Source organism: Agathobaculum sp. NTUH-O15-33, from assembly GCF_033193315.1.
In the GTDB taxonomy this organism is placed as follows: Bacteria; Bacillota; Clostridia; order Oscillospirales; family Butyricicoccaceae; genus Agathobaculum; species Agathobaculum faecihominis_A.
In genome coordinates, this window is the sequence record NZ_CP136187.1 from 1,231,169 (window position 1) to 1,256,151 (window position 24,983).

Annotated in this window: 23 protein-coding genes; 21 read left to right on the forward strand and 2 right to left on the reverse strand. The window is 61.7% G+C overall.

The window, feature by feature from the left end; genetic code table 11:
- Positions 1-99 precede the first annotated feature (99 nt).
- The 6 genes from RWV98_RS06425 to RWV98_RS06450 all read left to right on the forward strand — a co-directional run bounded on the left by RWV98_RS06425 (position 100) and on the right by RWV98_RS06450 (position 5,924).
- A complete protein-coding gene (locus tag RWV98_RS06425) occupies positions 100-678 on the forward strand; it encodes a xanthine phosphoribosyltransferase (RefSeq protein WP_280961041.1) in 579 nt (192 codons plus the stop codon).
- The gene (locus RWV98_RS06430) at positions 678-1,016 is read left to right on the forward strand and encodes a winged helix-turn-helix domain-containing protein (RefSeq protein WP_317864606.1); all 339 of its coding nucleotides are present in this window, start codon (positions 678-680) and stop codon (positions 1,014-1,016) included. The genes RWV98_RS06425 and RWV98_RS06430 overlap by 1 nt, the downstream gene beginning before the upstream one ends.
- Positions 1,017-1,551: 535 nt before the next feature.
- The gene (locus RWV98_RS06435) at positions 1,552-2,604 is read left to right on the forward strand and encodes an ABC transporter substrate-binding protein (protein WP_317864607.1); all 1,053 of its coding nucleotides are present in this window, start codon (positions 1,552-1,554) and stop codon (positions 2,602-2,604) included.
- Positions 2,605-2,623: 19 nt separating this feature from the next.
- Positions 2,624-3,640: a FecCD family ABC transporter permease gene (locus tag RWV98_RS06440; RefSeq protein ID WP_317864608.1), complete on the forward strand. Its 1,017-nt coding sequence runs from the start codon at positions 2,624-2,626 to the stop codon at positions 3,638-3,640.
- Positions 3,624-4,403, forward strand: a complete 780-nt coding sequence (locus RWV98_RS06445) for an ABC transporter ATP-binding protein (protein ID WP_317864610.1) — start codon at positions 3,624-3,626, stop codon at positions 4,401-4,403. Before RWV98_RS06440 ends, RWV98_RS06445 begins: the two co-directional genes overlap by 17 nt.
- A gap of 114 nt (positions 4,404-4,517) precedes the next feature.
- Positions 4,518-5,924 carry a uracil-xanthine permease family protein gene (locus tag RWV98_RS06450; protein WP_317864612.1) on the forward strand — a complete coding sequence of 469 codons (1,407 nt, stop codon included), beginning with the start codon at positions 4,518-4,520 and terminating at the stop codon, positions 5,922-5,924.
- 684 nt (positions 5,925-6,608) lie between these two features.
- Here RWV98_RS06450 and RWV98_RS06455 read toward each other — a convergent pair.
- Positions 6,609-6,926 (reverse strand): helix-turn-helix domain-containing protein, encoded by a 318-nt coding sequence (locus RWV98_RS06455; RefSeq protein ID WP_317864614.1) that lies wholly within the window; start codon positions 6,924-6,926, stop codon positions 6,609-6,611.
- Between the two features lie 893 nt (positions 6,927-7,819).
- Between RWV98_RS06455 and RWV98_RS06460 the strand changes: the two genes are divergently transcribed.
- The 15 genes from RWV98_RS06460 (at position 7,820) to RWV98_RS06530 (ending at position 23,947) form a co-directional block, all read left to right on the forward strand.
- Positions 7,820-8,611 carry an FAD binding domain-containing protein gene (locus RWV98_RS06460; RefSeq protein WP_317864616.1) on the forward strand — a complete coding sequence of 264 codons (792 nt, stop codon included), beginning with the start codon at positions 7,820-7,822 and terminating at the stop codon, positions 8,609-8,611.
- A 3-nt stretch (positions 8,612-8,614) separates the two neighbouring features.
- On the forward strand, positions 8,615-9,073 hold the full coding sequence (locus RWV98_RS06465; protein WP_317864618.1) for a (2Fe-2S)-binding protein: 459 nt from the start codon (positions 8,615-8,617) through the stop codon (positions 9,071-9,073).
- 5 nt (positions 9,074-9,078) lie between these two features.
- Positions 9,079-11,376, forward strand: coding sequence for a xanthine dehydrogenase family protein molybdopterin-binding subunit (locus RWV98_RS06470; RefSeq protein ID WP_317864619.1), 2,298 nt, complete (start codon positions 9,079-9,081; stop codon positions 11,374-11,376).
- Positions 11,369-11,956, forward strand: coding sequence for a nucleotidyltransferase family protein (locus RWV98_RS06475; RefSeq protein WP_317864621.1), 588 nt, complete (start codon positions 11,369-11,371; stop codon positions 11,954-11,956). Before RWV98_RS06470 ends, RWV98_RS06475 begins: the two co-directional genes overlap by 8 nt.
- A gap of 119 nt (positions 11,957-12,075) precedes the next feature.
- On the forward strand, positions 12,076-12,459 hold the full coding sequence (locus RWV98_RS06480; protein WP_317864623.1) for a Fur family transcriptional regulator: 384 nt from the start codon (positions 12,076-12,078) through the stop codon (positions 12,457-12,459).
- A gap of 65 nt (positions 12,460-12,524) precedes the next feature.
- Complete coding sequence (rbr, locus tag RWV98_RS06485) at positions 12,525-13,064, forward strand: rubrerythrin (RefSeq protein WP_317864624.1); 540 nt, start codon at positions 12,525-12,527, stop codon at positions 13,062-13,064.
- Between the two features lie 433 nt (positions 13,065-13,497).
- On the forward strand, positions 13,498-14,682 hold the full coding sequence (locus RWV98_RS06490; protein ID WP_317864625.1) for a pyridoxal phosphate-dependent aminotransferase: 1,185 nt from the start codon (positions 13,498-13,500) through the stop codon (positions 14,680-14,682).
- 484 nt (positions 14,683-15,166) lie between these two features.
- Positions 15,167-16,087 carry a DMT family transporter gene (locus RWV98_RS06495; RefSeq protein WP_317864627.1) on the forward strand — a complete coding sequence of 307 codons (921 nt, stop codon included), beginning with the start codon at positions 15,167-15,169 and terminating at the stop codon, positions 16,085-16,087.
- A 420-nt stretch (positions 16,088-16,507) separates the two neighbouring features.
- Positions 16,508-17,365 carry an AraC family transcriptional regulator gene (locus tag RWV98_RS06500; protein ID WP_317864629.1) on the forward strand — a complete coding sequence of 286 codons (858 nt, stop codon included), beginning with the start codon at positions 16,508-16,510 and terminating at the stop codon, positions 17,363-17,365.
- 403 nt (positions 17,366-17,768) lie between these two features.
- A complete protein-coding gene (locus RWV98_RS06505; protein ID WP_317864631.1) occupies positions 17,769-19,301 on the forward strand; it encodes a sugar ABC transporter ATP-binding protein in 1,533 nt (510 codons plus the stop codon).
- Positions 19,288-20,289: an ABC transporter permease gene (locus RWV98_RS06510; protein WP_317864633.1), complete on the forward strand. Its 1,002-nt coding sequence runs from the start codon at positions 19,288-19,290 to the stop codon at positions 20,287-20,289. The genes RWV98_RS06505 and RWV98_RS06510 overlap by 14 nt, the downstream gene beginning before the upstream one ends.
- 63 nt (positions 20,290-20,352) lie before the next feature.
- Positions 20,353-21,351 carry a sugar ABC transporter substrate-binding protein gene (locus tag RWV98_RS06515; protein ID WP_317864635.1) on the forward strand — a complete coding sequence of 333 codons (999 nt, stop codon included), beginning with the start codon at positions 20,353-20,355 and terminating at the stop codon, positions 21,349-21,351.
- Between the two features lie 19 nt (positions 21,352-21,370).
- Entirely contained in the window at positions 21,371-22,243 is an 873-nt protein-coding gene (locus tag RWV98_RS06520; protein WP_317864636.1) for a TIM barrel protein, read from the forward strand.
- A gap of 30 nt (positions 22,244-22,273) precedes the next feature.
- On the forward strand, positions 22,274-23,290 hold the full coding sequence (locus RWV98_RS06525) for a Gfo/Idh/MocA family oxidoreductase (protein ID WP_317864638.1): 1,017 nt from the start codon (positions 22,274-22,276) through the stop codon (positions 23,288-23,290).
- Positions 23,291-23,449: 159 nt separating this feature from the next.
- Positions 23,450-23,947 carry a DUF6530 family protein gene (locus tag RWV98_RS06530; protein ID WP_317864639.1) on the forward strand — a complete coding sequence of 166 codons (498 nt, stop codon included), beginning with the start codon at positions 23,450-23,452 and terminating at the stop codon, positions 23,945-23,947.
- Positions 23,948-24,137: 190 nt separating this feature from the next.
- Here RWV98_RS06530 and RWV98_RS06535 read toward each other — a convergent pair whose 3' ends face one another.
- On the reverse strand, positions 24,138-24,950 hold the full coding sequence (locus RWV98_RS06535) for an alpha/beta fold hydrolase (RefSeq protein WP_280963102.1): 813 nt from the start codon (positions 24,948-24,950) through the stop codon (positions 24,138-24,140).
- Positions 24,951-24,983 lie beyond the last annotated feature (33 nt).

The window sequence follows — 24,983 nt, forward strand, 5'->3', positions numbered from 1 at the left end:
CCACAAAATGAGGAAAAGTCGTGAAAAATACTATACAGCGCCCGTTAAAAATGGTATGATTTTAAGTAAAGATATTATGAACGGGCAAGGAAGCGTAATATGGAACTATTGAAAGAGCGGATCAGAAAAGACGGCGTGATCAAAGAGGGAAACGTCCTAAAGGTCGATAATTTCCTGAACCACCAGATGGATATCGCGCTGTTCAACGAAATGGGCAAGGAATTTAAGCGCCGGTTCGAGGGCGTGCCGGTCGATAAGATCCTGACCATTGAAGCGTCCGGCATCGGCATCGCGGCGATCGTCGCGCAGTATTTCGGCGTGCCGGTCGTGTTTGCCAAGAAAACGCAGTCGATCAATCTGGACGGCGAAATGCTGTCCGCGCCGATCGAATCCTTCACGCACAAGCGGCAGTACGAGGTCATCGTGGCCAGCCGGTTCATCCAGCCGGGCGAAAACGTGCTGATCGTGGACGATTTTCTGGCCAACGGCTGCGCGGCCATGGGCCTGTGCCAGATCGCGGAGGCCGCCGGGGCGAACGTCGCGGGCATCGGCATCGTGATCGAAAAGGGCTTTCAGTGCGGCGGCAAAAAGCTGCGCGACCGGGGCGTGCGCGTGGAATCGCTCGCCATCGTGGACGGCATGGACTGCGAAACGCAAACCGTCTATTTCAGGGACTGATGGATGGGCTGCGGTACCGCCTGACCCTGCGCCTGTACCGCGCGGACAAGAGCTTTGGCCCCGGCCCGATGCGCCTAATGCAGGGCGTGCGGGCGACCGGGTCGCTCCAACAGGCGGCGGATCAAATGGGCATGGCCTATTCCAAGGCGTGGAAAACGCTGCGGCAGGCCGAGCGGGAGCTGGGCTTCGCGCTGCTCGTTCGCCATTCCGGCGGCGCGCACGGCGGCGGCTCCGCCTTGACGGAGCAGGGGCGGGCCTTTCTGGAACGGTACGAAGCCATGGTGCGCGAGGTCGACCAAGCGGCGGAAACCGCGTTTCAAAAATATTTCCCGGAGTAACCGCAACGTCATTCAGTTAAGAATGAGCAAGTAATAACTGGGTAGCAAACACCCTTTGGGCTCCCCACGGCGGGCATATGCGTAAACTTAAGCAATGCGCGGGGGCCAAAGACCGCTTTCTGGCCTTCCCCCCACGAGGGCATAAGCGTAAACTTAAGCAACGCGCGATCTAGCCTTCCCCCCACGAGGGGAAGGTGGCGCGCGCCGCAGGCGCGTGACGAATGGGGGGCGTAACGAATAGCGCACTTTAAGGCCGCCACGCGCATCAATGCTGCCAATTCATGCGCCCCCCATCAGACCCGCGCTTCGCGCGGCCCAGCTTCCCCTCGTCGGGGGAAGCCCAAATGCATACGCTGCTTAAGTTTACGCATATGCCCTCGCCGGGGGGAGGCCAAAGGGCGGCGCTATGTTGTTAGCAGTCAGTTATTCTTAACTGAATGACATTGCCGGAATGATCGGAGAATTTTTTTGCAAAGCGTCATTCTCAAACAAGAATGACGCTTTGCGTTTGACAATAGTTAGGGGGAAACCATAAATGAAAAGAGAATGGATGAAGCGGCTGGCCGCGCTGTTTGTATGCGCGTGTCTGGCGGTATCGCTGGCCGCGTGCGGGACGAAGCAGGGGCGGCAGGACGAAAAGCCGCAGCAGGGCCAGTCGCAAACGCAGGAAATTCGCCTGACCGATCAGGCCGGGCGCGAGGTCGTGCTGGAAAAACCGGCGGAAACACTGGTCAGCTGCTATTATGTGACCACCTACGCGACCATCGCCCTTGGCGTGTCAGGCCGCGTGATCGGTTTGGAAAAAAAGGCGGATTCCCGCCCGATCTATAAGCTGGCCGCACCCGGCCTGCTGGAAAAGGCGCAGGTCGGGTCCATGAAGGAGTTTAACGTGGAGGCCGTGGCGGCGCTCGCGCCCGAACTGGTGCTGATGCCCAAAAAGCTGCGCGAGCACGCGGACACGCTGACCGAGCTGGGCATTCCGGTGCTTGTGGTCGACCCGGAAACGCAGGACGGTTTGGAGCAAATGCTCACGCTGATCGGCGCGGCCTGCGGCGTGGAGGACCGGGCGGAGGCGCTGCTCCAATATTACGTCGAAAAGCGCGAAGCGCTGCAAAAGCTGACGGAAGGCGCGGATAAGCCCGCCGTTTATATGGGCGGCAACGCGACGTACCTGACCGCCGCGCCGTCCGGCATGTACCAAAGCGGGCTGATCGAGCTGGCGGGCGGCGAGAACGCCGCCGCGTCGGTCGAGGGCGATTACTGGACCCGCGTATCCTACGAGGATATTTTGACCATGGACCCGGACGTGATCGTCGCCCCCTCCGGCGCGGACTACACGGTGGACGATATCAAAAACGACGCGCAGCTCGCGGGCGTGACGGCGGTGCAAAACGGCGCGGTGTACCAGATGCCCTCCGGCGTTGAAGAGTGGGATTCGCCTATCCCCTCCGGTATTCTGGGCGCGATGTGGCTGACCAGCGCGCTGCATCCCGATCGCTACGCGCTTGACGATTTCACCGCGGACGCGGCCGCGTTTTACGAGACCTTTTACGGCTTCACACTCGACCCGGCGCTGATCACGAAATAAAGGAAAAGGGGAAAGCCCGATGAAACGGATAGACCGAGACCTTGCCGCCGCGCTGGCGGCGTGCGCCCTTTTGGGCGCTATAGCGCTCGTTTCCGTTTGCGTCGGCAGCTTTCCCCTTTCTGTCTCCCAAATCGGGCGGCTGCTCGCGGGCGGGCTGCGGGACACGCTCGAAAGCCGCGTGTTTTGGATGCTGCGCGTGCCGCGCGTCGCCATGGGCGTGCTGGCCGGGCTGGCGCTCGGCCTTGCGGGCGGCGTGTACCAAACGATTTTCCGCAACCCGCTCGCGTCGCCCGATCTGACGGGCGTCGCCTCGGGCGCGTCGTTCGGTGCGGCGTGCGCCATTGTGCTCGGCGCGGGCGGCACGCTGCAAATCATGGCGGGCGCGTTCGCGGCGGGCATGGCGTCGCTTGTGGCCGTGCTGCTGCTGGTGCGCCTGTCGCGCACCGAGCGCACGGGAACCTATATCCTCGCGGGCGTGATCGTGGCGTCGGTCGCGGAGGCGGGGCTGATGGTGCTGAAAACCGTGGCCGACCCCGAGCGCGAGCTTGCCGCCGTGGAGTTTTGGACCATGGGCAGCCTCGCCTCCGTCACGGCGGATAAGGTGCTCGCCGTTTTACCGGGCGTGCTGCCGCCGCTTTTGCTGCTTTTGCTGTTTCGGCGGCAAACGGCCATGCTGTCCCTCGGCGAGGAAAACGCCCGCTGCATGGGGCTGGACCCGGCGGTGTGGCGCACGGCGCTGCTGTCGCTCACGACGCTTTTGGTCGCGTCCGTCGTGTCGCTGACGGGTGTGATCGCGTTCGCGGGCCTCATCGCGCCCCATATCGCGTTTTTGCTCGCGCGGCGGCGCACGGGGCTGTATCTGCCGCTGTGCGGGCTGACCGGCGCGGTGCTGATCGTCGCGGCAGACGTGCTGGCGCGCGGCCTGTCGCCCGGGGCGGAGCTGCCGCTGAGCATTCTCACCATCCTGTTCGCGGTGCCGCTGCTGGCGCTCTTGCTGTGCGGGGGAAAGGGGGAACGGCATGGAAACGATCTTTGAAGTGCGGGGGCTTACGGTGTGGTACGATAGGCCGGTCGTGCGGGGCGTGTCCTTTTCGGTTTCGGCGGGCGAATTGATTGGCGTGCTGGGCCTGAACGGCTGCGGCAAGACCACGCTTTTGCGCGGCATCGTCGGCGCGGCGGGCAGAACGGAGGGCGAGGTGCTGGTGCGGGGCGAGCCTGTGCTGGCTCTGCGCGTGCGCGAGCGGGCAAAGCGCATCGCCATGCTGCCCCAGCGTATCGAGGTGATGCCCGGCGTGCGCGTGGGCGAGGTGATCGGCATGGGCTGCTACGCCCGCGCGGGCTTTCTGGGGCGGCTCGGCCCGCAGGAGCGCGCGCGGGTGCGCGAAGCCGCCGCGCGGTTCGGCCTGACCGCGCTGCTGGAAACGGACTGCGCCCTTCTCAGCGAGGGCCAGCGGCAGCTGACGCAGCTTGCGCGGCTGTTTGTGCAGAACGCGCCCGTGCTGCTGCTGGACGAACCGAACAGCGCGCTTGATTTTTTAAACAGCCACCGCCTGTTCCGCATGGTGCGCGACATGCTGGCGGAAACCGGCGGCGCGGGCGCCGCCGTGCTGCACGATCCCGCGCTCGCGCTGCGCTACTGCGACCGGCTGCTGCTCATGGAGGCGGGCCGATTGATCGGCGCAGCGCGCCCCGCCGCGATGGACGCGCCCGCCTTGCAGGCGGCGCTGCGGCGGCTTTATCCCGGTTTATCGGTCAAACAGGACAAGGCGGGCGGCGCTTTTACCTGCACGCTTGACTGAAATGTAGAAAAAATCATTTTTCGATAGAAATTTGTCAAACCCTGTGGGAGTGAGAAGGATTTTTTGCTATAATAATTATTATTCGTCTCACAAAATTAAACAGGGAGGACAAAAATGGAAAACGAAAAGAACTTTTTCGGCCCGTATAACTTTACGGGCAAAATCCCGCTGGGTCAGGCGATCCCGCTGGGCCTTCAGCATGTGCTGGCGATGTTCGTCGGCAACCTGACGCCCATCCTCATCATCACCAGCGTGTGCGCCGCAGGGGGCGGCGCGGAGGAATTCGCGGCCATTCAGGTATCGCTGTTGCAGAACGCCATGCTGATCGCGGGCATCGTCACGCTGATTCAGCTGTTCGCCATCGGCCCGGTCGGCGGCAAGGTGCCGATCATCATGGGCACCAGCTCGGGCTTCATCGGCGTATTCAAGAGCGTGGCCGACGTGATGGGAGGCGGCATTTTGGGCTACGCGGCCATTATGGGCGCGTCCATTATCGGCGGCTTGTTTGAAACGGTTTTAGGCTTCTTCCTGAAACCCCTGCGCCGGTTTTTCCCCGCGGTCGTCACGGGCACGGTCGTTCTGTCCATCGGCCTTTCGCTCATCGGCGTGGGCGTGGGCTCATTCGGCGGCGGCACGGCGGCTAAGGATTACGGCTCGGTCGAAAACCTGCTGATCGGCCTTGTCGTCATGATCGTCATTCTGGCGTTCAAGCACGGCTGCAAGGGCATGGCGTCCTCGTCGTGCATCCTGCTTGGCATCATCGTGGGGTATATCATCTGCGCTATCCTGCCGATGTTCCTGCCTACCACCGCGATCGGGCCGGACGGCGCCGAATACACCAAGGCGTGGGTGCTGAATTGGAATAAGGTAGCCGAGGCGGGCTGGTTCTCGCTGCCGGCCATCCTGCCGGTAAAGCCGGTGTTTGACCTGCGCGCGATTGTGCCGGTGCTGATCATGTTCATCGTCACCGCGGTCGAGACCGTGGGCGACATCTCGGGCGTGACCGAGGGCGGCATGGGCCGCGAGGCGACCGACAAGGAGCTTTCCGGCGGCATCGTGTGCGACGGCCTCGGCTCCTCGTTCGCGGCGCTGTTCGGCGTGCTGCCGAACACCTCGTTCAGCCAGAACGTCGGCCTTGTCACCATGACCAAGATCGTCAACCGCTTCGCGCTCGCGTGCGGCGCGGTATTCCTCATCCTGTGCGGCCTGTTCCCGAAGCTTGCGGCCGTCATCTCCATCATGCCGCAGAGCGTTTTAGGCGGCGCGGCGGTCATCATGTTCGCCTCCATTGTAATGAGCGGTATTCAGCTCATCACCAAGGAGCCGCTGACCGCCCGCAGCATTTCAATCGTATCGGTCGCGCTCGGCCTAGGCTACGGCCTTGGCGCGAACGGCGCGGCGCTTTCCGGCCTGCCGCAGACCGTGCAGCTCGTTTTCGGCGGTTCGGGCATCGTTCCGGCGGCGTTCGTCGCGATCATCCTGAACATCCTGCTTCCGAAGGACGAGAAAAAGGAAGCGTAACGTTTCAATACAAAACCGCGCCGCATGCGAAATGCGGCGCGGTTTTTTGTATGGTTGGAGGCTCGCTGGCGCTCGCGATTTGATGCGCGGCGGTAGCCGCGGGGGACGAACGCGCCGCCCGGCGCGGGGGCGAACACCCGAGCGAAGTGCATGATTTGGGCTTCCCCCGACGAGGGGAAGCTGGCACGGCGAAGCCGTGACTGAAGGGGGGCGTAAGGGTGGGCGGCCATGAGATGCGTGGCGCGGCGGTTCGCTATTTTTGGTGGCTCGCTGCGCTCGCGATGAAATGCGCGGCAGTAGCCGCGAGGGAACGTCGCGCCGCCCGGCGCGGGGGCCAAGGGGAAGGGAACACCTTACGGTTTTCCCTTCCCCTTGGAACTCCATTCTTTTCCCTTCTCCTGTATGGGGGCGGCACGAGCCGCCCTTTTGTCATATAAACAATTTGTCGCGGTGCCGGATCGGGTGCCGGGGGATTCAGTGGACAGGTTGCTCCGCTCGGCCGGATCGGCCAAGTTTGGCGCGCCCACATTTGCTGGCGCTTCGCTTAATCGGTGGTTCGCTTCGCTCACGATTTGATGCGCGGCGGTAGCCGCGAGCGGCGGCGTGAGTCACGCCGCCCTACGACAGCCTTGTGCATCCCGCTTGTAGGGCGGAGTGACCCACTCCGCCGCTCGGTATGCCAAACTACAGTTGCTCCAATGCACTGCGCACCATAGCGGTCACAATTTGAATTTGAACAGGCGTTGCGCTCTGCCATAGATCCGAAAGTACGCCAAAATCGCTTAGTTCGTTTTCTATCAGCACATCGGTAAGCAAGTAGGTTGGCGATACCTTGAGTTCGTCGCATAAGCTGATAAATACCGGCAGACTGGGCGTCTTTCGCTCTGCTTCGATTTGGCGAAGATAAGTCGCATTGATGTGACATAATTCCGCTAATTGTTCGCCGGTCAGTCCACGGCTGATTCGCGCCGTTTTCACGCGCTGTCCCATCAGAAGCTTCATATTTTATCCCTCTTTTAAGTTCTATTGTATATTCATTATAAATGTTCTTGCATCATTTTGCTGTCTGCGTTATAGAGCTATTGACTAATATTTTGAGCAAACATATAACAATAACGCTCTTGTGCATTGCATAGAGGCATGTCGCCGTAATGCGCAGTCGACCCGACTAAACAAAATGAATATAAAAGAGGAAACTCGCTTTGCTCGCGATAAAATGCGCGGCGGTAGCCGCGTGCGGCGGGCTGGGGCAGCCCGCCCTACAGCCTCGGTGCGTGATCGCCCATTTACGGCAACGCCAACCGTTTAGCGTAGGGCGGAGTGACCGCACTCCGCCGAAAACGAAGCGCCGAGGCATGTGGGCGCTTAAAACAGGCCGGTCCGGCCGAGCGGAGTAACCCGTCCACTGAATCCCTAGGCACTCGGTACGGCACGCAGCAAACCGCATGCATAGCAAAAGGTCGGCAAGCGCCGCCCCCATACAGGAGAAGGGAAAAGAATGGAGGTCAAGGGGGAAGGAAAAGCCGCAGGTTGTTCCTTCCCCTTTGCCCCCGCGCCGGGCGGCGCAATCGTCCTTCGCGGCTACTGCCGCGCATTTCATCGCGAGCGCAGCGAGCCTCCAAAAATAGCGAACCGCCGAGCCACGCACCGCATGAACGCCCGCCCTTACGCCCCCCATCAGTCACGGCTTCGCCGTGCCAGCTTCCCCTCGTCGGGGGAAGCCCAAATCGTGTACACCTCTCAGGTTGTTTCTCCCCCCTTTGCCTCCGCGCCGGGCGGCGCACAATCTTAGGCGCCGCATTTTGTATTTGTCTTATATCAGGGGAAATGCTATAATATAGGCAACAAAGGCAACAATATGTTAGAATATGTACCGGAATGCGGAGGTAAGACGCTTGCTTACGATCAGTCAATATGTGAAGGCCGAAAGCCTCGACGAGGCTTACGAGCTTTGCCAAAAGAAAAACAACGTGGTGCTGGGCGGTATGCTCTGGCTGAAAATGCAGCGGCGGAAGGTCGGCACGGCGATCGACCTTGGCGCGCTGGGGCTGGACACGGTGGAGGAAACCGCGGACGAATACCGCATCGGCGCGATGGTGCCGCTGCGCGCGCTGGAAACCCACGCGGGCCTGCACGCGCTGACGCAGGGCGCGATGGCCGGGGCGGTGGAGCATATCGTCGGCGTGCAGTTTCGTAACTGCGCGACGGTAGGCGGCAGCTTATACGGCCGCTTTGGCTTTTCCGATGTGCTCACGCTGTTTTTGGCGCTGGACGCAAAGGTGGAGCTGCACCGCGCGGGGATCATGCCCCTTGCGGCATTTGTGGACATGCCGCGCACCACGCGCGATATCTTGGTGCGCGTCATCGTGCCGAAAACGGAAAAGCGCGTCGTTTACCTGTCGCAGCGCAATGTTTCCACCGATTTTCCCGTGCTGACCGTGGCGCTCGCCGAGCAGGGCGGGGCGTACACCTGCGCGGTCGGCGCGCGGCCCATGCCCGCCGTGGCGTTTCACGATGATAAGGGCTTTTTCGGGTCCGGCGTGACCGAAGAGACCGCCCGCGCCTTTGCCGAGGACATCGCCGCGCGCTGCCCGGTGGGCGGCAACCGGCGCGCGGGGGCGGCATACCGCCGCGAAATCTGCCGGGTGCTGGTGCGCCGCGCCGCGATACAGCTGGGGGAGGGCTGACGAATGGAGATCAAACTGACACTGAACGGCAAGGCGCTGACCGCGTCCGTTGCCGCGGACACGCTGCTGCTTGATTTTGTGCGCGACCACGGATGTTACAGCGTCAAGCGCGGGTGCGAGACCGCGAACTGCGGCCTGTGCACCGTGCTGCTGGACGGCACGCCCGTTTTATCCTGCTCCGTCCTCGCCGCGCGGGCGGACGGGCGCAGCGTGCAGACGCTTGAGGGCCTACAGGACGAAGCTAAGGATTTCATCGGCTTTATCGCCGATCAGGGCGCGGAGCAGTGCGGCTTTTGCAACCCCGGCTTTGTGATGAACACCATCGCGCTGCTCCGCGAAAACCCCGACCCGACGGACGGGGAGATTCGCGCGTATCTCGCGGGCAACCTGTGCCGCTGCTCGGGGTACGAGGGACAGCTGCGCGGCATCCGCGCTTATTTAGATTTCAGGAAGGAGGGCTGACGGCAATGGAACAAAGCTACAAAACAGTCGGCAAGCCCATCCGCAAAAAGGACGCCATGCGCCTGCTGCTCGGCAAGCCCGCCTATGTGGACGATGTCACGCCGCGGGACGCGCTGGTGGTCAAGGTGCTGCGCTCGCCGCACGCGCACGCGCTGATTGAAGAGATCGACACGGACATCGCCATGAAGGTGCCGGGCGTCGTGTGCGCCTACACCTACCGGGACGTGCCGCAAAAGCGCTTTACCATGGCCGGGCAGACCTACCCCGAGCCGTCGCCCTATGACCGGCTGATTCTCGACCGGCGCGTGCGCTTTGTGGGCGACGCGGTCGCGGTGGTCGCGGGCGAAAGCGAAAAGGCGGTCGATCAGGCGCTGAAGCTGATCCGGGTCAAGTATCAGGTTTTGGAGCCGGTGCTCGATATCCACACGGCCAAGGACAACGCCGTTTTGGTGCACCCGGAGGAAAACTGGCGCTCGCTCTGCCCGGTCGGCGCGGACAACCGGCGCAACCTGTGCGCGAGCGACGCCTGCGAGGACGGCGATGTGGACGCGGTGCTCGCCGCCTGCGACGAGGTGATCGAGCACACCTATCATACCAAGGCGTGCCAGCAGGCCATGATGGAGACCTTCCGCACCTACACGGAGATCGACGCGTACGGCCGCCTGCATATCGTTTCCTCCACGCAGATTGTGTTCCACGTGCGCCGCATTCTGGCGAACGCGCTGGACATTCCAAAGTCCAAAATCCATGTGGAAAAGCCGCGCATTGGCGGCGGCTTCGGCGCGAAGCAAACGGTCGTGGCCGAGGTGTACCCCGCGCTCGTCACGTGGAAAACCGGGCGGCCCGCCAAAATGCTCTATACGCGCGAGGAGTGCCAGATCGCCGGTTCGCCCCGGCACGAGATGGAGGTCTCCGTCCGTCTGGGCGCGATGAAGGACGGCACCATACGCGCGCTCGATGTGTACACGCTGTCCAACACCGGCGCGTTCGGCGAGCACGGGCCGACCACGGTCGGCCTGTCCGGCCATAAGTCGATCCCGCTGTACACCGGCAATCTGGAAGCGTTCCGCTTCGCGTACGATGTGGTCTACACCAACGTGCAGGCCGCGGGCGCGTACCGGGGCTACGGCGCGACGCAGGGCACCTTCGCGGTCGAATGCGCGGTGAGCGAGCTTGCCGGTCGGCTGGGAATTGACCCGGTCGCCATCCGCGAGAAAAACATGGTGCGCGAGGGCCAGCGCATGCCCGCCTACTACGGCGAGCCCGCGAACGCCTGCGCGCTCGACCGCTGCATGGCGCGCGCCAAAACGCTGTTTGACTGGGAAAAGAAGTTCCCCGTGCGCGACATGGGGAACGGCAAGGTGCGCGCGGCGGGCGTGGCCATGGCCATGCAGGGCTCCGGTATCTCCGGGGTGGACGTGGGCTCGGCCACGGTCAAGCTCAGCGACGACGGCTTTTACAACCTGACGATCGGCGCGGCCGACATGGGCACGGGCTGCGACACGATCTTGGCGCAGATGGCGGCCGAGTGTCTGGAATGCCCGGTGGACGATATCGCCGTGTTCGGCGCGGATTCGGACGCTTCGCCCTACGATTCCGGTTCCTACGCCTCCTCCACCACCTATGTGACCGGCAAGGCGGTCGAGCAGGCGTGCGCCGAGCTGCGGGAGCGTATTTGCCGCATCGCCTCCGGCATGCTGAACTGCGCGCCGGACGAGGTGACGTTCGACGGCCGCGCCGTGCACCGGCTGGACGGAACCGCCTTTGTCGCGCTGGGCGATATCGCCGCGAAATCGATGTGCGGCAGCGAAACCGCCGCGCAGGCGACCTGCTCGCACACCTCGCCCGTTTCGCCGCCGCCCTTCATGGTCGGCATGGCGGAGATCGAGCTGGACCGGGAGACCGGCGCGGTCGAGCTGCTCGACTACGTCGCCGTGGTGGACTGCGGCACGCCGGTCAATCCAAACCTTGCCCGCGTGCAGACCGAAGGCGGACTGGTGCAGGGCATCGGCATGGCGCTCACCGAAAATGTGACCTATGACGAAAACGGCCGCATCGCGGAAAATTCGCTGATGGAATATAAGATACCCACCCGCCTCGATATGGGCCGCCTGCGCGTGGAATTTGAATCCAGCTACGAACCGACCGGGCCGTTCGGCGCGAAGTCGATCGGGGAGATCGTCATCAACACGCCTTCTCCCGCGATCGCGCACGCCGTGGCCCGCGCGACCGGCGTTTGGCACCGCGAGCTGCCCATTACGCCGGAAAAGGTTTTGATGGGGATGATGAAACGGGATGCGTAAGCATATCATATATTTAGCCGCCGGAAGCAGCCGCCGCTTTGGCGAAAACAAGCTGCTGCGCAGGATGCGGGGCGGCTGCGAGATGTACAGGTACGGGCTGGAAATGCTCTACCATACCGCCTGTGTGCGGGAGGATACGACGCTTACCGTCGTTACGCGCTATTCCGCGATTTGGCTCGAAACGCGCATCATGCCTCACCTGCGCACCGTGATGTGCCACGAGAGCGAAAAGGGGCTTTCTTATACCATCCGCGCGGGGCTGGACGCGCTGGGGCCGCTGCCGCCGGAGGATTTCGTGGTATTTGCCGTGGCCGACCAGCCGTTCCTGAGCAACACGACCGTCCATAACCTGCTGGACGCGGCCGCGCCCGGCGTGGAGGCGGCCGCGGCGACCTGCGGCAAACGGCGCGGCAACCCGGTGATGTTCTCCGCCGCGCTGGTGCCCGAGCTTTACGCGCTCACGGGCGATCAGGGCGGGCGCGAGGTGCTGCGCCGGCACCCCTATGTTTCCGTTCCGGTGCTAAGCGGCAGGGAGCTGTGCGATATCGACACGCCCGAAGCGATGAAGCTCCTGCGATAGTGGATTTTTTACAACCAAAACGGTTTTTTTCTGTTTTTTCGGGGAACACTTGACAAGAGAGGAAAAGAAGGTTATAATCTTAATTAAGATAAGCTCCTAATTAGAAAGTGGGTGATCCCATGCAAACCAGAAATACTGTTCAGCGGCAAATTGTGCTGCGCACTGTGCAAAGCATGCACGACCATCCGACCGCGGAAACGATTTACGAGGTCGTCGCCAAGGAACATCCCTCGATCAGCAAAGCCACGGTTTACCGTAATTTAAACCAGCTTGCCGCGCAGGGCGCCGTGCGCCGCGTGCCGATTCCTTCGGGCGCGGACCGGTTCGACTTCAATGTGTGCGACCACTACCATGTCCGCTGCACGGGGTGCGGCGCGGTGTTCGATGTACAGATGCCGTATCTGAACGACCTGATCGGACAGGTCGAGGACGCTTCCGGCGTTCAGGTGGACCGGTACGATATTTTATTTGAAGGCGTATGCGCCGCGTGCCGCGGGGAATAATTTCATCAATTAGGCGGGCAAAAGCCGTCTTTGAAATCTATCATAAAAGTGAGGAGAATGCTACAATGGCAAATTTAAAGGGCAGCAAGACGGAGGCCAATCTCCAGACCGCGTTCGCGGGTGAATCCATGGCGCGCAATAAGTATACCTACTTTGCATCCAAGGCGAAGAAGGACGGTTACGTTCAGATCGCTAATATTTTTGAAGAGACCGCAAACAACGAGAAGGAACACGCCAAGATGTGGTTCAAGCTGCTCAACGGCGGCATCGACGACACCGAGACCAACCTGAAGGCCGCCGCCGAGGGCGAGAACTACGAATGGACCGACATGTACGCTACCTTCGCCAAGGAAGCGCACGAGGAAGGCTTTGAGGACATCGCGTTCCTGTTCGAGGGCGTTGCCCGCATCGAGAAGGAGCACGAGGAGCGCTACCTCAAGCTGCTGAGCAATGTGCAGAACAAGCTGGTCTTCTCCAAGGACGGCGACGCGATCTGGCAGTGCTCCAACTGCGGCCACATCGTGGTAGGCAAGGAAGCGCCGCAGGTTTGCCCGGTTTGCGCGCATCCGCAGGCGTATTTTCAGGTCAAGGCCGAGAATTATTAAATTGTATTCGACAGAGACCCGTTGCTTTTCGCAACGGGCCTCTTTTTGCGCTTGCGCATTGACGCGGACGGCACACTATTGCAATCACTGAAAATGTAGGGCGCGACGCCCTCGGCGCGCCGAGAGTGAAGCACCGGGATAAGTGAGAGCATCAAACAGGCCGGTATGGCCGAGCGAAGGTACATGGTTTCAGAGGAAGTGTTACATCCCTTCGAGACGGCGCGCCGAGGGCGTCGCGCCCTACTATCTCGGTGATCGCTTTGTTTATTTGTATGCATTTCCCTTAACTAAATGACATTGGTGAGGGCACCACGCCCTACATAACGCATAACCCACAGCGTGTGTAGCGCTGCTTGACCGCAAGCGGCCGCCGTGCCTTGCAAGGGCTTTCCCACTGTGCTATAATAAAAAAATCCGAAAGGGGAGGAACGATATGGTATCAGAAAGCATGGCGGCGCTGGGCAAAAAGCGCTCGACCATTCGCGAGATTTTTGAATACGGCAACCGCCGCGCGGCCGAGGTGGGCCGCGACAATGTGTTTGATTTTTCACTCGGCAACCCCAATGTGCCCGCGCCCGATTCGGTGCGCCGCGCGATTGAGGAGCTGGCCGAGGCCGACCCGGTGGCGGCGCACGGCTATACCTCCGCGCAGGGCGACGCGGAGGTGCGGCGCACGCTCGCCGAATCGATCAACCGCCGGTTTGGCGCCGCCTACACCGGCGACTGCCTGTATCTGACGGCGGGGGCCGCCGCCGCGCTTTCGGCCGTTTTCAAGGCGCTTACCTGCCCGGGGGACGAATTTATCCTGTTCGCGCCCTATTTTCCGGAATATGTTTGTTTTCTGGAAAGCGGCGCGGGCGCGAAGTGCGTGGTCGTGCCGCCGTGCGAAACGGATTTTCAAATTGATTTCGACGCGCTGGAAGCGCGCCTGTCGCCGCGCACCAAGGGCGTGGTGGTCAATTCTCCGAACAACCCCTCGGGCGCGGTCTATTCGGAAAAAACGCTGCGGCGGCTCGCCGGTCTGCTGCGGGCCAAGGAAGCCGAATACGGCCACCCCATCTATCTGATCTCCGACGAGCCCTACCGCGAGATCGTGTACGACGGCGCGGCGGTGCCCTTCCTGCCCGCGCTGTACGCGGATACGATCGTTTGCTATTCCTACTCCAAATCGCTCTCGCTGCCCGGCGAGCGCATCGGCTATGTGCTGGTGCCGCCCGAAGCGGCGGACGCGGGCGATCTGTACGCCGCCGTTTGCGGCGCGGGCCGCGTGCTGGGCTACGTGTGCGCGCCCAGCCTGTTTCAGCGCGTCGCGGCAAAGTGCGCCGGGGAAACGGCCGATCTGAGCGTCTATGAGGAAAACCGCCGCCTGCTGTACGAGGGGCTCACCGCCTGCGGTTTTTCCTGCGTTAAGCCCGGCGGCGCGTTTTACATGTTCCCGCGCTCGCTCGAACCGGACGACGTCGCCTTCTGCGAACGCGCGAAAAAATACGACCTGCTGCTCGTGCCCGGCGCCGACTTCGGCGCGCCCGGTCATGTGCGCATTTCCTACTGCGTCAAAACCGAAACGATCCGCCGCGCGCTGCCCCTGTTTGAAAAGCTCGCCGCGGAGTACCGTTGATGCTTTGTATGAACTGCATATAAACAAACGGTTAAAACTATGTGAACTGCTGAAACACTTTGTCGATATTGCACAAAATAAAGCTTCTTCTGTTATGCAAGGTTCATAAACTCTGCCGCTTGCATTTCCTTCTTATTCCGGGTATGATAGTACCAGAGATCAGGAAGAGCGATCTCAAGTAAACGGAAGAAAGGAGCGAATGCAGTATGTTTAAGGGTTTCTTTGACGATCTGGTCGCTGCCCGTATGATGGATCTGGACGGCGCTCGCATCAAGACCAACACCCCCCGCAAGGCCCGCCGCGCTTCCAAGTAAGTAAAGTGACGGCAGGGTGATTGCCTGCCCCAGAAGGAGCTTGCAAAACCAATGACAACTGAACAGAGTCAGTGAAAGGCCTACCGATCGATCGTCGATGCGGTAGGCCTTTGTCTGTTGCGAAAAAAACGTAAAAATGGTATACTGCATGCAGGGCGGGGGGATATGGAATGGAACAAAAGAAAATCGCGGGCGATTTGAAAACGCTCGTTTTGCCGGCGGTGCTGTGCACCGCGCTGTGGGGCAGCGCCGCGCCGTGCGTCAAATCGGGCTACCGGCTGTTTTCCGTGGCGGCGGGCGATACCGCTTCGCAGCTCGTGTTCGCGGGCTGGCGCTTTTTGCTGGCCGGGCTGCTGGTGCTGCTGGTGAACGGCCTGCGGGGCCGCCGCGTCGCGCCGAAGCGCACCGAGCTTGCGCCCATCGCCGCGCTGTGCCTTTTTCAAACAATCTTGCAGTATATCTGCTATTATATTGGCCTGTCGCAGACGACCGGGGTCAAGGGTTCGGTGCTTTCGGGCACGCAGACCTTTTTCGCCGTGCTGCTCGCGCATTTGCTGCTGCGGGACGACAAGCTGACGCGCTTTAAGGCGCTCGGCTGCGCCTTGGGCTTTGCGGGCGTGGTGGTGCTGAACGCGGGCGGCGGGCTGGGCGGTTTTTCGTGGGGCGACGGGCTGGTGCTGCTCTCCGCCGTGTCGGCGGGCGCGGGCGCGCTGGTTTCCCGCGTGGTCACGCCCGGCCGCGATCCCATGCTGCTGACCGGCTGGCAGCTCGCCGCGGGCGGCGGCCTGCTGCTCGCCTTCGGCATGGCGCGGGGCGGCGCGCTGGGCACGGTCAGCCCGGCGGGCGTGGCGCTGCTCGGCTATATGGTGGTGCTTTCCGCCGTGGCTTTTTCGGTGTGGACGGCGCTGCTCGGCAAATTTCAGGTGGGCCGGGTCACGCTGTTCAGCTTTTGCATCCCCGTGTTCGGCGCGGTCTTTTCCGCGCTCGTGCTGGGCGAAACCATCTTCACGCTGCGCAACCTCGCCGCGCTGCTCTTGGTGTGCGTGGGCATCGCCGCCGCGAACTACACCCGCGCCAAACCCGCGCGATAGAATTTCATAAACACGCTGAGGGGCTGCGACGAAACGCGTTTCGTCGCAGCTCCTTTTTTTCATTACGCAACGCCGCGCAAAAGTCGAGAGAAAAACGCATAGGAAAGAGGAGAAAATTTAGAAAATCTTGCGATTTGTTCTGAAAACGCGGAAAAACGTGGAATAAATGCTGATAATCCCGGCCAAAGTGCCGGAAAAGGGCGAACAGCGGATGGAACGCCTTCGGTAGGATCGGGCAATGAAACGGCGTGGCCCGTAAGCTTTCAGCCGCCGCGGCCTTGCGCCCCCGGCCGACCCGCCCGAAAATCACAAGTATTTCCTTGCGGCAAGAAAATGGAAACGATATAGTAAAGGTACCGTACGGGCGGTAGGCCGCGCGGGTCGTTTCACAGGATCGCCGAGAGCTGGGAGGTGCTTGCCATGAGCTTTATCGCTTCAAAAACCATGAGAACAACGCCGCGCTTATTGTACGTCGATCACAATGCGCACGATCAGGAAACGCACTACCTGCACATGCACAAAAGCATATTGGAGATCTATTTGGTCTACGGCGGCAACGTCCGCTTTTTCCTGAACGCGGCGCCCTACGCGGTCCAGCGCGGCGACGTGCTGATCGGCAACAGCGGCTGGATTCATGAGGAGACCTTTGACCGGAAAACGCCGTATGAATCCTACTGCATCGGCGTTACCGGGCTGGAAACGGTGGGCCTGCCGGAAAACTGGCTGGTGCCCTCCGACGCAAGCCCGCTGTTCCGCGAACCGGAGGAATTTCAGCAGCTTTTTCAGCTGGCCGACGCGATGTATACCTGCCAGCTCCGTCAAACGCCCTATTCGGAAAGCGCCTGCCAGTTTATGGCCTGCGCCTTGATCGAGCTGATCCAGCAAATGTGCGGCCGCATGCAGCCGCTGCCGCAAAAAAGCACGCCGGTCGATCAGGTGATCGGCTATCTGGATGAAAACTATGCCGATGATATCACGCTGTCGCGGCTCTCCGCGCTGTTCCACATCAGCGAATACCATTTATCGCATCTGTTCAAGCGCGAGACCGGCTATTCGCTGATGCAGTATGTCATTCGCCGCAGGATCGGCGAGGCGCAGTCGCGGCTCACCTATACGCGCAAAAGCATCACGGATATTGCGATCGACAGCGGCTTTGCGGATTCGTGCCATATGAACAAACTGTTTTATAAGTATGTGGGCATGAACCCCACCCAGTACCGGTTGCTCAGCCAGCAATGGCTGTTCCGATCGCAGTACCGGCTGCTCGCGCAAATATAAATAGGCTCTATTTTCGCGCTTTTCCGACATGCGGGCGGGCGGTTTGCCGGCCGGTGAAGCGAAAATAAGCCTGCCGGTTTCATCAATCGCAAGAAAAGACAGCGCGGCCGAGATTTTTTCAAAAATCTCGCCGCGTTTGTTTTTTTTGGCCGCGCCGCCGCTTTTTTTAGGAATTGTCAACAAAACGGGAAGCGACGATTTATTGACATTGGCGGATAGCGCGGGGCCGCGCGCGGGCGCTGTTTTTCGGCGGCCTGAAAAGTGAGCAACTATTTCCTGTTTCTTTGCGCGTCGCTTCGATATGATGAGGACAATCCAAGCTGCAAACGGCAAACAGCGGTGAACAAACGGCAGGACAAATCAAGCAACGGCAGAACGAACAAAAGGGAGGGGGCTGCGCGATATGGAGCAAGCAGGCGAATTTTTGCTGGAGCTGCGCAATATCGTCAAGGTATTTCCGGGCGTGCGCGCGCTGGACGGGGTGTCGCTCCGCATCCGGGCGGGCCGGGTGCATGTGATCTGCGGGGAGAACGGCGCGGGAAAGTCGACGCTGATGAAGGTCATCAACGGCACCTACGCCGCGGACGAGGGCGAGATGCTTTTTCGCGGCAAGCCGGTCGGGCGGCACACGGTATACGATACCATTTCCATGGGCATTGCGATGATCTATCAGGAATTGAACCCGATCCGGGAGATGACGATCGCCGAAAATATCTTTCTGGGGCGCGAGCCGGTAAGGCGCGGGTTTGTGGATTACGATACGCTCTACGGCGACACGCAGGCGTTGCTCGACCGCCTGCACATGCCGTTTCAGGCGCGCCAACGGATGAAGGAGCTGTCGATCGCCGGGCAGCAGTTGGTCGAGATCGCGCACGCGATCTCGATGAACGCCTCGCTCATCATCATGGACGAGCCGACCTCCGCCATCGCGGAGACCGAGGCCGAGGTGCTTTTCCGGCAGATAGCCGCCCTGCGCGAACAGGGGGTGGCCATTATTTACATCACGCACAAAATGGACGAGCTGTTCCGCATCGCGGATGAGATCACGATCATACGCGACGGCAAGTGGGTGGAGACCGGCCCGGTCGGGGCGTACGACGTGAACAAGGTCATCAGCCGCATGGTGGGGCGCGAGATCACCGAAATATTCCCCAAGGACACGGCGGTGCCGATCGGGCCGACGTTGTTTGAGGCGCGGCGGCTGACGCAGAGCAAAAAGGACGGCGGCCGGTTTCGCGACGTCAGCTTCTCCGTGCGGGCGGGCGAAATTCTTGGGTTTTCCGGGCTGGTCGGCGCGGGCCGGAGCGAAGTGATGCGCGCGATTTTCGGGCTGGACCCGCTGAGCGAGGGCGAGATTTTGCTGGAGGGCAAGCCGCTTGCCATCCGCCATACGTCGGACGCGATCCGGGCGGGCGTCGCCATGATCAACGAGGACCGCAAGGGCTACGGCTTGGTGCTGGGGCGGGATATTCACGATAACATCGCGCTGGTCAACCTAGACCGGTTCACGCGCGCCGGCATGTGGGTCAGCGACAAGGAGATCGACCGGGCGGCCGAGGAAATGATCGAGCTGCTGCGCATCAAGGTGCCGCACCAGCGCGTGCAGGCGCGGACGCTTTCGGGCGGCAACCAGCAAAAGGTCGTGCTGGCCAAGTGGCTGATCGGCAAGGTGAAGGTGATGATCTTCGACGAGCCGACGCGCGGCATCGACGTGGGCGCGAAAAGCGAAATACACAAGCTGATGTGCCGGTTCGCGCGGCAGGGCATGGCGATCATCATGGTATCCTCCGAGCTGCCCGAGATCCTCGGCATGTCCGACCGCGTGGCCGTCATGCGGGACGGGCGCATCAACGGGATATTAGACCGCGCGGAGGCGACGCAGGAGCGCATCATGATGCTGGCGACAAAGGGAGCGGATGAAAATGAATGCAAATAGCACGGCAATGGGCAAGCGGCGGTTCAACTTCGGCCGGTTTTACGGAAAATACGGCACGATCCTGCTGCTGGTCCTTCTGTTTATACTGGCAAGCATGTTTGTACCGGGCTTTTTCGCCCAGAAAAACCTGACCAATATTTTGCGGCAGATCGCCGTCGTCACCATACTGGGCTTCGGCGTGGAGTTTGTCATTATTTTGGGGCATATCAACGTCGCGCTGGGGTCGGAGATCGCGCTGCTCGGCTGCATTTCCTGCCTGACCATGGTAGGGCTGCAGGAGCGGCTGGGCGCGGGGCCCGCGCTGGCGCTGTCCCTATGCGCCGCTATGGGCATGGGCGCGGTGATCGGCGGCGTCAACGGCTATGTGATCACCAAATTCAACATCCCCGCATTTATCATGACGCTGGCCGTCACCACGGTGGCGCGCGGCTCCGCGCTGCTCATCACCGGCGGCAAGCCGGTTTCCGGCATGGACGCGGCGTACAAGGTGATCGGGCAGGGCTATATCGGCCCGCTTCCCATTTCGGTGCTCATTCTGGCCGTTCTGTTCGCGGTTTGCTGGATCATTTTGAACAAGCTGCGCTTTGGGCGGCACCTGTTCGCCGTGGGCGGTAATATCAACGCCGCGGAGGCTTCGGGCATCCGATCCAAAAACGTGGTGCGCAAGGCGTTTCTGATCGACGGCCTGATGGCGGCGGTCGCGGGCGTTTTGTTCATGAGCCGCATGGGCACGGCGCAGCCCTCGGCGGGCGTGGCCTATGAATTTGACGCGATCACGGCCTGCGTGGTCGGCGGCACGTCGCTTTCGGGCGGCTCGGGCACGGTGACCGGCACGCTGATCGGCGCGATCATTGTCGGCATCATCAACAACGCGCAAAATCTGCTCGGCATCAGCGCCTATTGGCAGCAGATCGTCAAGGGGCTGATCATACTGGTCGCGGTCATAATCGACGTGGTGACCAAGCAGGCGGCGACGCGGGCCAAGTGAGTGAGCCGGACGCACAGCGTCTTGCCATATCGAAATGAACGGAACAAAAAGGAGGAGACAAACATGGCAAAAGCAAACAAATGGATCGCGGCGGCGCTGGCTGGCGCGATGCTGACGGGCCTGCTGGCGGGCTGCGGCGCGCCGGCGGAAACGGAAGGACAGGGGAGCGGCGCGGGCGCGGACGCGGACGGCGCGCCCACGGACGGCGGCACGTTCACGGTGGCCTATTGCAACGCCAACGACGCGGACACCTTCTGCGCCATCCGCAAGGACGCGCTGATTGAAAAGGTCGATGCGTCGGGCAAGCCGTTTGAACTGCAATGCGCCGACGCGATGGGCGATTCCACCAAGCAGCTCGGCGACGCGGATACGTTTATCGCCGCGGGGGTGGACGTGCTCATCATCAACCCGATCGATTCGGACGCGGTCGTTCCGGCGGTGCAGTCCGCGAACGCGGCGGGCATTCCGGTCGTGCTGGCGGGCGTCAAGGCGACCGCGGGCGATTATATCTATGTCGGCTCGCGCGATTATGAGGCGGGGCACATGCAGGGCGAATTTATGGCCAAGTCGCTGCCGCAGAACGCCAAGGTGCTCTATCTGGCCGGCACCTCGGGCGCGCAGCATTCGGTGGAGCGGCACGACGGTTTTCTCGACGCGCTGGAAGAAGCCGGGCGCGGCGATGTTGAGATTTTAGCCGAGCTGGACGGCAACTACGAAATGGCCAAGGGCATGCAGTTCACCGAGGATTGGATCCAAAAGTACGACCGGTTTGACGCGATCGTCGCCGCGAACGATTCAATGGCGCTGGGCGCGGTCGAAGCGCTCAAGGGCGCGAACCGCCTTGCGGGCGTGCAGGTGACCGGCATTGACGGCCTGAAGGAGGCGTACGCGGCCATACAGGCGGGCGAAATGGTGCAAACGATCTTGCAGAACGCGCCCGGACAGGCCGAAGCGGCGTACGACGTGGCCATGCGGCTGAAAAACGGCGAAAATGTGGACAGCGAGGTGCTTGTGCCGTTTGAATCGGTCACGGCGGACAATGTCGATCAGTACGCATCATAAAACAGGAGGCGAAAACAGCATGAAAACAAAAGTAGGCGTGGCGCCGGATTCATGGGGCGTGATCTATGTAAAGGACGATAAGCAGCCGCCGTGGGAGCAGGTGCTGGACGAGATGGCGCAGGCCGGGTTCGCGGGCGTGGAGCTTGGCCCTTGGGGCTTTTTCCCCAATACCGTGGATACCCTGCACCCGGCGCTGGAAAAGCGCGGCCTAACGCTCGCGTCCGCCACGCTGCCGGTCGAACCGGTGACGGAGGAACGGCTCGCGGCCGCGCTGCGCACGGTGGACGACATGTGCGAGCTGCTGCGCAGCTTCCCGGACGCGCGCCATATCGTACTGCTGCCCGAGGTGATCGCCCGGAGCGATTGGGGCGCGTATTGCGCGGGCTGCCAGAAAATTTACGAGTACGCAAAGGAAAAATACGGCGTGACCTGCGTCATGCATCCGCACCTGACCGACAAGACCTTTTTAAAGGACCCGGAAAACTGGCTGACCATTGAGACCGAGGAACAGATCGAACGCTTTCTGCGGGACACGGCGGTGCCGCTCTGTCTGGATACCGGGCACCATGTTTGCTGCGGCGGCGATCCGGTGGCGTTTTACCGCAAATGGAGCGCGCGCATTCCGTTCCTGCACATCAAGGACTGCGACCGCGCCGTGCGGGATAGGATGCTGCGCGAGCGTTTGACGCCCGTGCAGGCCTCGGGCGAGGGGATTTTCCGCGGCCCCGGCGAGGGGATGATCGACTTTGTAGCGTTTCGCCGCGAGCTGGAAGCGGCGGGGTACGAAGGCTGGCTGATCATCGAGCACGACTGTTATCCGGCGCAGCCGGGCCGCCCCCTGCCCGCCGCCAAACGCGACCGCGAGGCGATGCGCGCGCTGGGCCTTGGCTGAAAAAACGACGATACGGAAAAGAGGACTTGCATGAAAAAAATAAAAATCGGCTCGGCCGGGCTGGGCCGTCTGGGCTATGAGCATGCGTGCAATCTGGCGCGCGAGGTCGTGAACGCCGAACTGGCCGCGATCTGCGACGTGGATCAGGCGCTGCTGGGCCGGGTGGCCGAAGAGCTGGGCGTACCAAAAACCTATGCGGACTTTGAAGCGATGTGCGCGGACCCGGCGCTGGACGCGGTCGCGATCATCACGCCCTCCGCGCTGCATACCGAGCAGATCGAGATCGCCATGCGGCACGGCAAGCATGTGTTCTGCGAAAAACCGCTCGGCACGACGGTGGAGCAATGCAAGCGGGCGGAGCGGATCGTCGAAGCGCATCCGGAGCTGATCTTTCAGCTCGGCTTCAACCGCCGCTTTGACAAAAACTACGCGGAGGCCAAACGCAGGATCGACGCGGGCGAACTTGGCAAGATCATTTTGGTGCGCTCCTACACGCACGACTGCGTTTCCATGATCGAGCAGGCGCTGGCGTTCGCGCCGCATTCCGGCAGCAATTTCCTCGATATGACGGTGCACGATATCGACCTGATCCGGTGGTTCACCGGGTCGGAGATCAAAAACCTGTGGGGCATTGGCGGCGTGTTCGAGTACGATTTATACCGCGAATTGCACGACGGCGACAATATCAGCGCCTTGGTGCAGTGCGATAACGAGGCCATGGGCTTTATGTTCGCCGGGCGCGCGGCCGCGCAGGGCTTCCATTTCGAGACCGAGGTGATCGGCACCAAGGGTTCGCTGCGCATCGGCTCTGTTTCGACGGATACGCAGATCGAGGTGCTCGACGCGCACGGCTACTGCCGCCCGGGCTATCAGGATTTTGTGAGCCGCTGGCACGCGTCCTACGTGGCCGAGCTGATCGGCTTCGCGGACTGTGTGCGGGAGGGCCGCCGCCCCGCGGTCACGGTTTATGACGGTACGGCGGTGTCCGAAGCGGCGTACCGCTGTCTGGAATCCTTTCAAACCGGCCGCATGCTGCCGATCCGCTGAACCGCATTCCCAAAACGATGAAACGGCCCGGCTCCTTCGCGTGGACGAAGGAGCCGGGCCGTTATGCCATGGAACGCCGGGGTTGACAGCCGCTGGATTTGTGGTATACTATAGTTACTAAATTACTAATTTACTAACTATGAAAGAAGGGAAGGACCCATGCAGATACCAACGACACTTAAGCACAAGCCGGTCGTAACGGTGGAAAATTACGAAAACGTGGATGGGCGCAGCGCGTACGAAAGCGACGCGAAGGGCCTGTCGCTGGGCCTAGCCCAGTGGAACGACCGGGGCCGGGTGGATATCTCCGCCAAGGTATGGCGTTACACGGGCGAAAAGTGGTCGCGCCAGTCGGAAGAGCTGCCGCTGCACCGCGTGCTCGATCTGGCGATTTTGACCTGCCGCGCGCGGCAGTATTTTTCGGACGCGTACCGCTATCCCAAGCTGTACAACGAGGACGACCCGCAGATCGACCGCATCGGCTTGCAGGGCGATGCGATGACGGTGGCCGTGTGCAAGAACAACCCCATGATCGACGAGGACATCAAGCTCTTCGCGGACGCGCTCTCGCGCGACGACGAGCTGCTGGCCGAACGGCTGCACGTGCTCGCGAACCTGTTGCAGGATATGGGCTACGGCCGGCGCAAGAAGGACTGACGGAAGTCGCGAGGACGGCGCGGCGCCCTCGGCGCGCCCAGTTTTGCCGGTGCTTCGCTCTCGGCGGGCTGGGTCAGCCCGCCCTACTCGATAGGCGATCGCCCATGTTGTAGGGCGGCGTGACCCACGCCGCCGTACGCGGCTACCGCGTTTGCTGTGCGCAGTTTGGGCGGGCGGTGAAGGGGGCGGTTCAGTTCATCAGGCCGTCGAGGAAGTATTTGTTGAACAGTTCAAGCTGGTCGTACATGATGCCGTGGCCCGAGCAGTCCAGCGTGTACAGGCGCGAGCCGGGAATGGCTTCGTGCTGGTACGCGGCAAGCTCGCTGGAAACGACCACGTCCTTGTCGCCGTGGATGATGGTGGTCGGCACATGTACGCAGTCCAGATCGCGGCGGCCGTCCTCGTCGCGCAGCGCGAAGGCGCTTTGCACCGTGCCCACGCCCGACGCGGAAAGCGCGATCTGCTCGAACCAATCCTTGACCGAATCCGGGTGCGGGCTGGCGAACAGCTGCTCGTGGCTGAACCGGCAGGCGAGTTGGGGCCGGTCGGTCTGCGCCAGCTCGATCAGTTCGTCCACCGCCTCGCGCGTCATGCCGTAGGGGAAGCCGGGGCGCTCGGTCCAGCTCGGCGCGGCGGCGGCAAGCAGCAGCAAACGGCATACGCCGTACCCACGGAATTTGCGCATGTAACGCAGCACGATCGCGCCGCCCATGGAAAAGCCGACCAGCGCGAAGCAGCATAGGCCGAGCGCGCGGACGACGCAGTACAGATCGGCCGCCATCTGATCGTAGCAGTAGCCGTGCGCGGGCGCGTCCGATTCGCCGAAGCCGCGCAGGTCGATGGCGATCACGCGGTAATCGTGCCGGGTGAGCAGCTCGATCTGGTATTCGTAAATTTTGTGGGAAAGCGGCCAGCCGTGAACGAGCACGGCCGTGCGCCGTCCGCAGGGGTTGTATTCAAAAACGGCGATTTTTACGCCGTCCGTCGATCTGACATAAAACATAGGGGGTTCCTCCTTTTTGCGTTTCCCTTCATA

What these genes read in the sequence shown, in the direction of transcription:
- RWV98_RS06425 (WP_280961041.1), top strand. Translation starts at nt 100, where the DNA reads ATGGAACTATTGAAAGAGCGGATCAGAAAAGACGGCGTGATCAAAGAG.
- RWV98_RS06430 (WP_317864606.1), top strand. Translation starts at nt 678, where the DNA reads ATGGATGGGCTGCGGTACCGCCTGACCCTGCGCCTGTACCGCGCGGAC.
- RWV98_RS06435 (WP_317864607.1), top strand. Translation starts at nt 1,552, where the DNA reads ATGAAAAGAGAATGGATGAAGCGGCTGGCCGCGCTGTTTGTATGCGCG.
- RWV98_RS06440 (WP_317864608.1), top strand. Translation starts at nt 2,624, where the DNA reads ATGAAACGGATAGACCGAGACCTTGCCGCCGCGCTGGCGGCGTGCGCC.
- RWV98_RS06445 (WP_317864610.1), top strand. Translation starts at nt 3,624, where the DNA reads ATGGAAACGATCTTTGAAGTGCGGGGGCTTACGGTGTGGTACGATAGG.
- RWV98_RS06450 (WP_317864612.1), top strand. Translation starts at nt 4,518, where the DNA reads ATGGAAAACGAAAAGAACTTTTTCGGCCCGTATAACTTTACGGGCAAA.
- RWV98_RS06455 (WP_317864614.1), bottom strand. Translation starts at nt 6,926, where the DNA reads ATGAAGCTTCTGATGGGACAGCGCGTGAAAACGGCGCGAATCAGCCGT.
- RWV98_RS06465 (WP_317864618.1), top strand. Translation starts at nt 8,615, where the DNA reads ATGGAGATCAAACTGACACTGAACGGCAAGGCGCTGACCGCGTCCGTT.
- RWV98_RS06470 (WP_317864619.1), top strand. Translation starts at nt 9,079, where the DNA reads ATGGAACAAAGCTACAAAACAGTCGGCAAGCCCATCCGCAAAAAGGAC.
- RWV98_RS06475 (WP_317864621.1), top strand. Translation starts at nt 11,369, where the DNA reads ATGCGTAAGCATATCATATATTTAGCCGCCGGAAGCAGCCGCCGCTTT.
- RWV98_RS06480 (WP_317864623.1), top strand. Translation starts at nt 12,076, where the DNA reads ATGCAAACCAGAAATACTGTTCAGCGGCAAATTGTGCTGCGCACTGTG.
- rbr (WP_317864624.1), top strand. Translation starts at nt 12,525, where the DNA reads ATGGCAAATTTAAAGGGCAGCAAGACGGAGGCCAATCTCCAGACCGCG.
- RWV98_RS06490 (WP_317864625.1), top strand. Translation starts at nt 13,498, where the DNA reads ATGGTATCAGAAAGCATGGCGGCGCTGGGCAAAAAGCGCTCGACCATT.
- RWV98_RS06495 (WP_317864627.1), top strand. Translation starts at nt 15,167, where the DNA reads ATGGAACAAAAGAAAATCGCGGGCGATTTGAAAACGCTCGTTTTGCCG.
- RWV98_RS06500 (WP_317864629.1), top strand. Translation starts at nt 16,508, where the DNA reads ATGAGCTTTATCGCTTCAAAAACCATGAGAACAACGCCGCGCTTATTG.
- RWV98_RS06505 (WP_317864631.1), top strand. Translation starts at nt 17,769, where the DNA reads ATGGAGCAAGCAGGCGAATTTTTGCTGGAGCTGCGCAATATCGTCAAG.
- RWV98_RS06510 (WP_317864633.1), top strand. Translation starts at nt 19,288, where the DNA reads ATGAATGCAAATAGCACGGCAATGGGCAAGCGGCGGTTCAACTTCGGC.
- RWV98_RS06515 (WP_317864635.1), top strand. Translation starts at nt 20,353, where the DNA reads ATGGCAAAAGCAAACAAATGGATCGCGGCGGCGCTGGCTGGCGCGATG.
- RWV98_RS06520 (WP_317864636.1), top strand. Translation starts at nt 21,371, where the DNA reads ATGAAAACAAAAGTAGGCGTGGCGCCGGATTCATGGGGCGTGATCTAT.
- RWV98_RS06525 (WP_317864638.1), top strand. Translation starts at nt 22,274, where the DNA reads ATGAAAAAAATAAAAATCGGCTCGGCCGGGCTGGGCCGTCTGGGCTAT.
- RWV98_RS06530 (WP_317864639.1), top strand. Translation starts at nt 23,450, where the DNA reads ATGCAGATACCAACGACACTTAAGCACAAGCCGGTCGTAACGGTGGAA.
- RWV98_RS06535 (WP_280963102.1), bottom strand. Translation starts at nt 24,950, where the DNA reads ATGTTTTATGTCAGATCGACGGACGGCGTAAAAATCGCCGTTTTTGAA.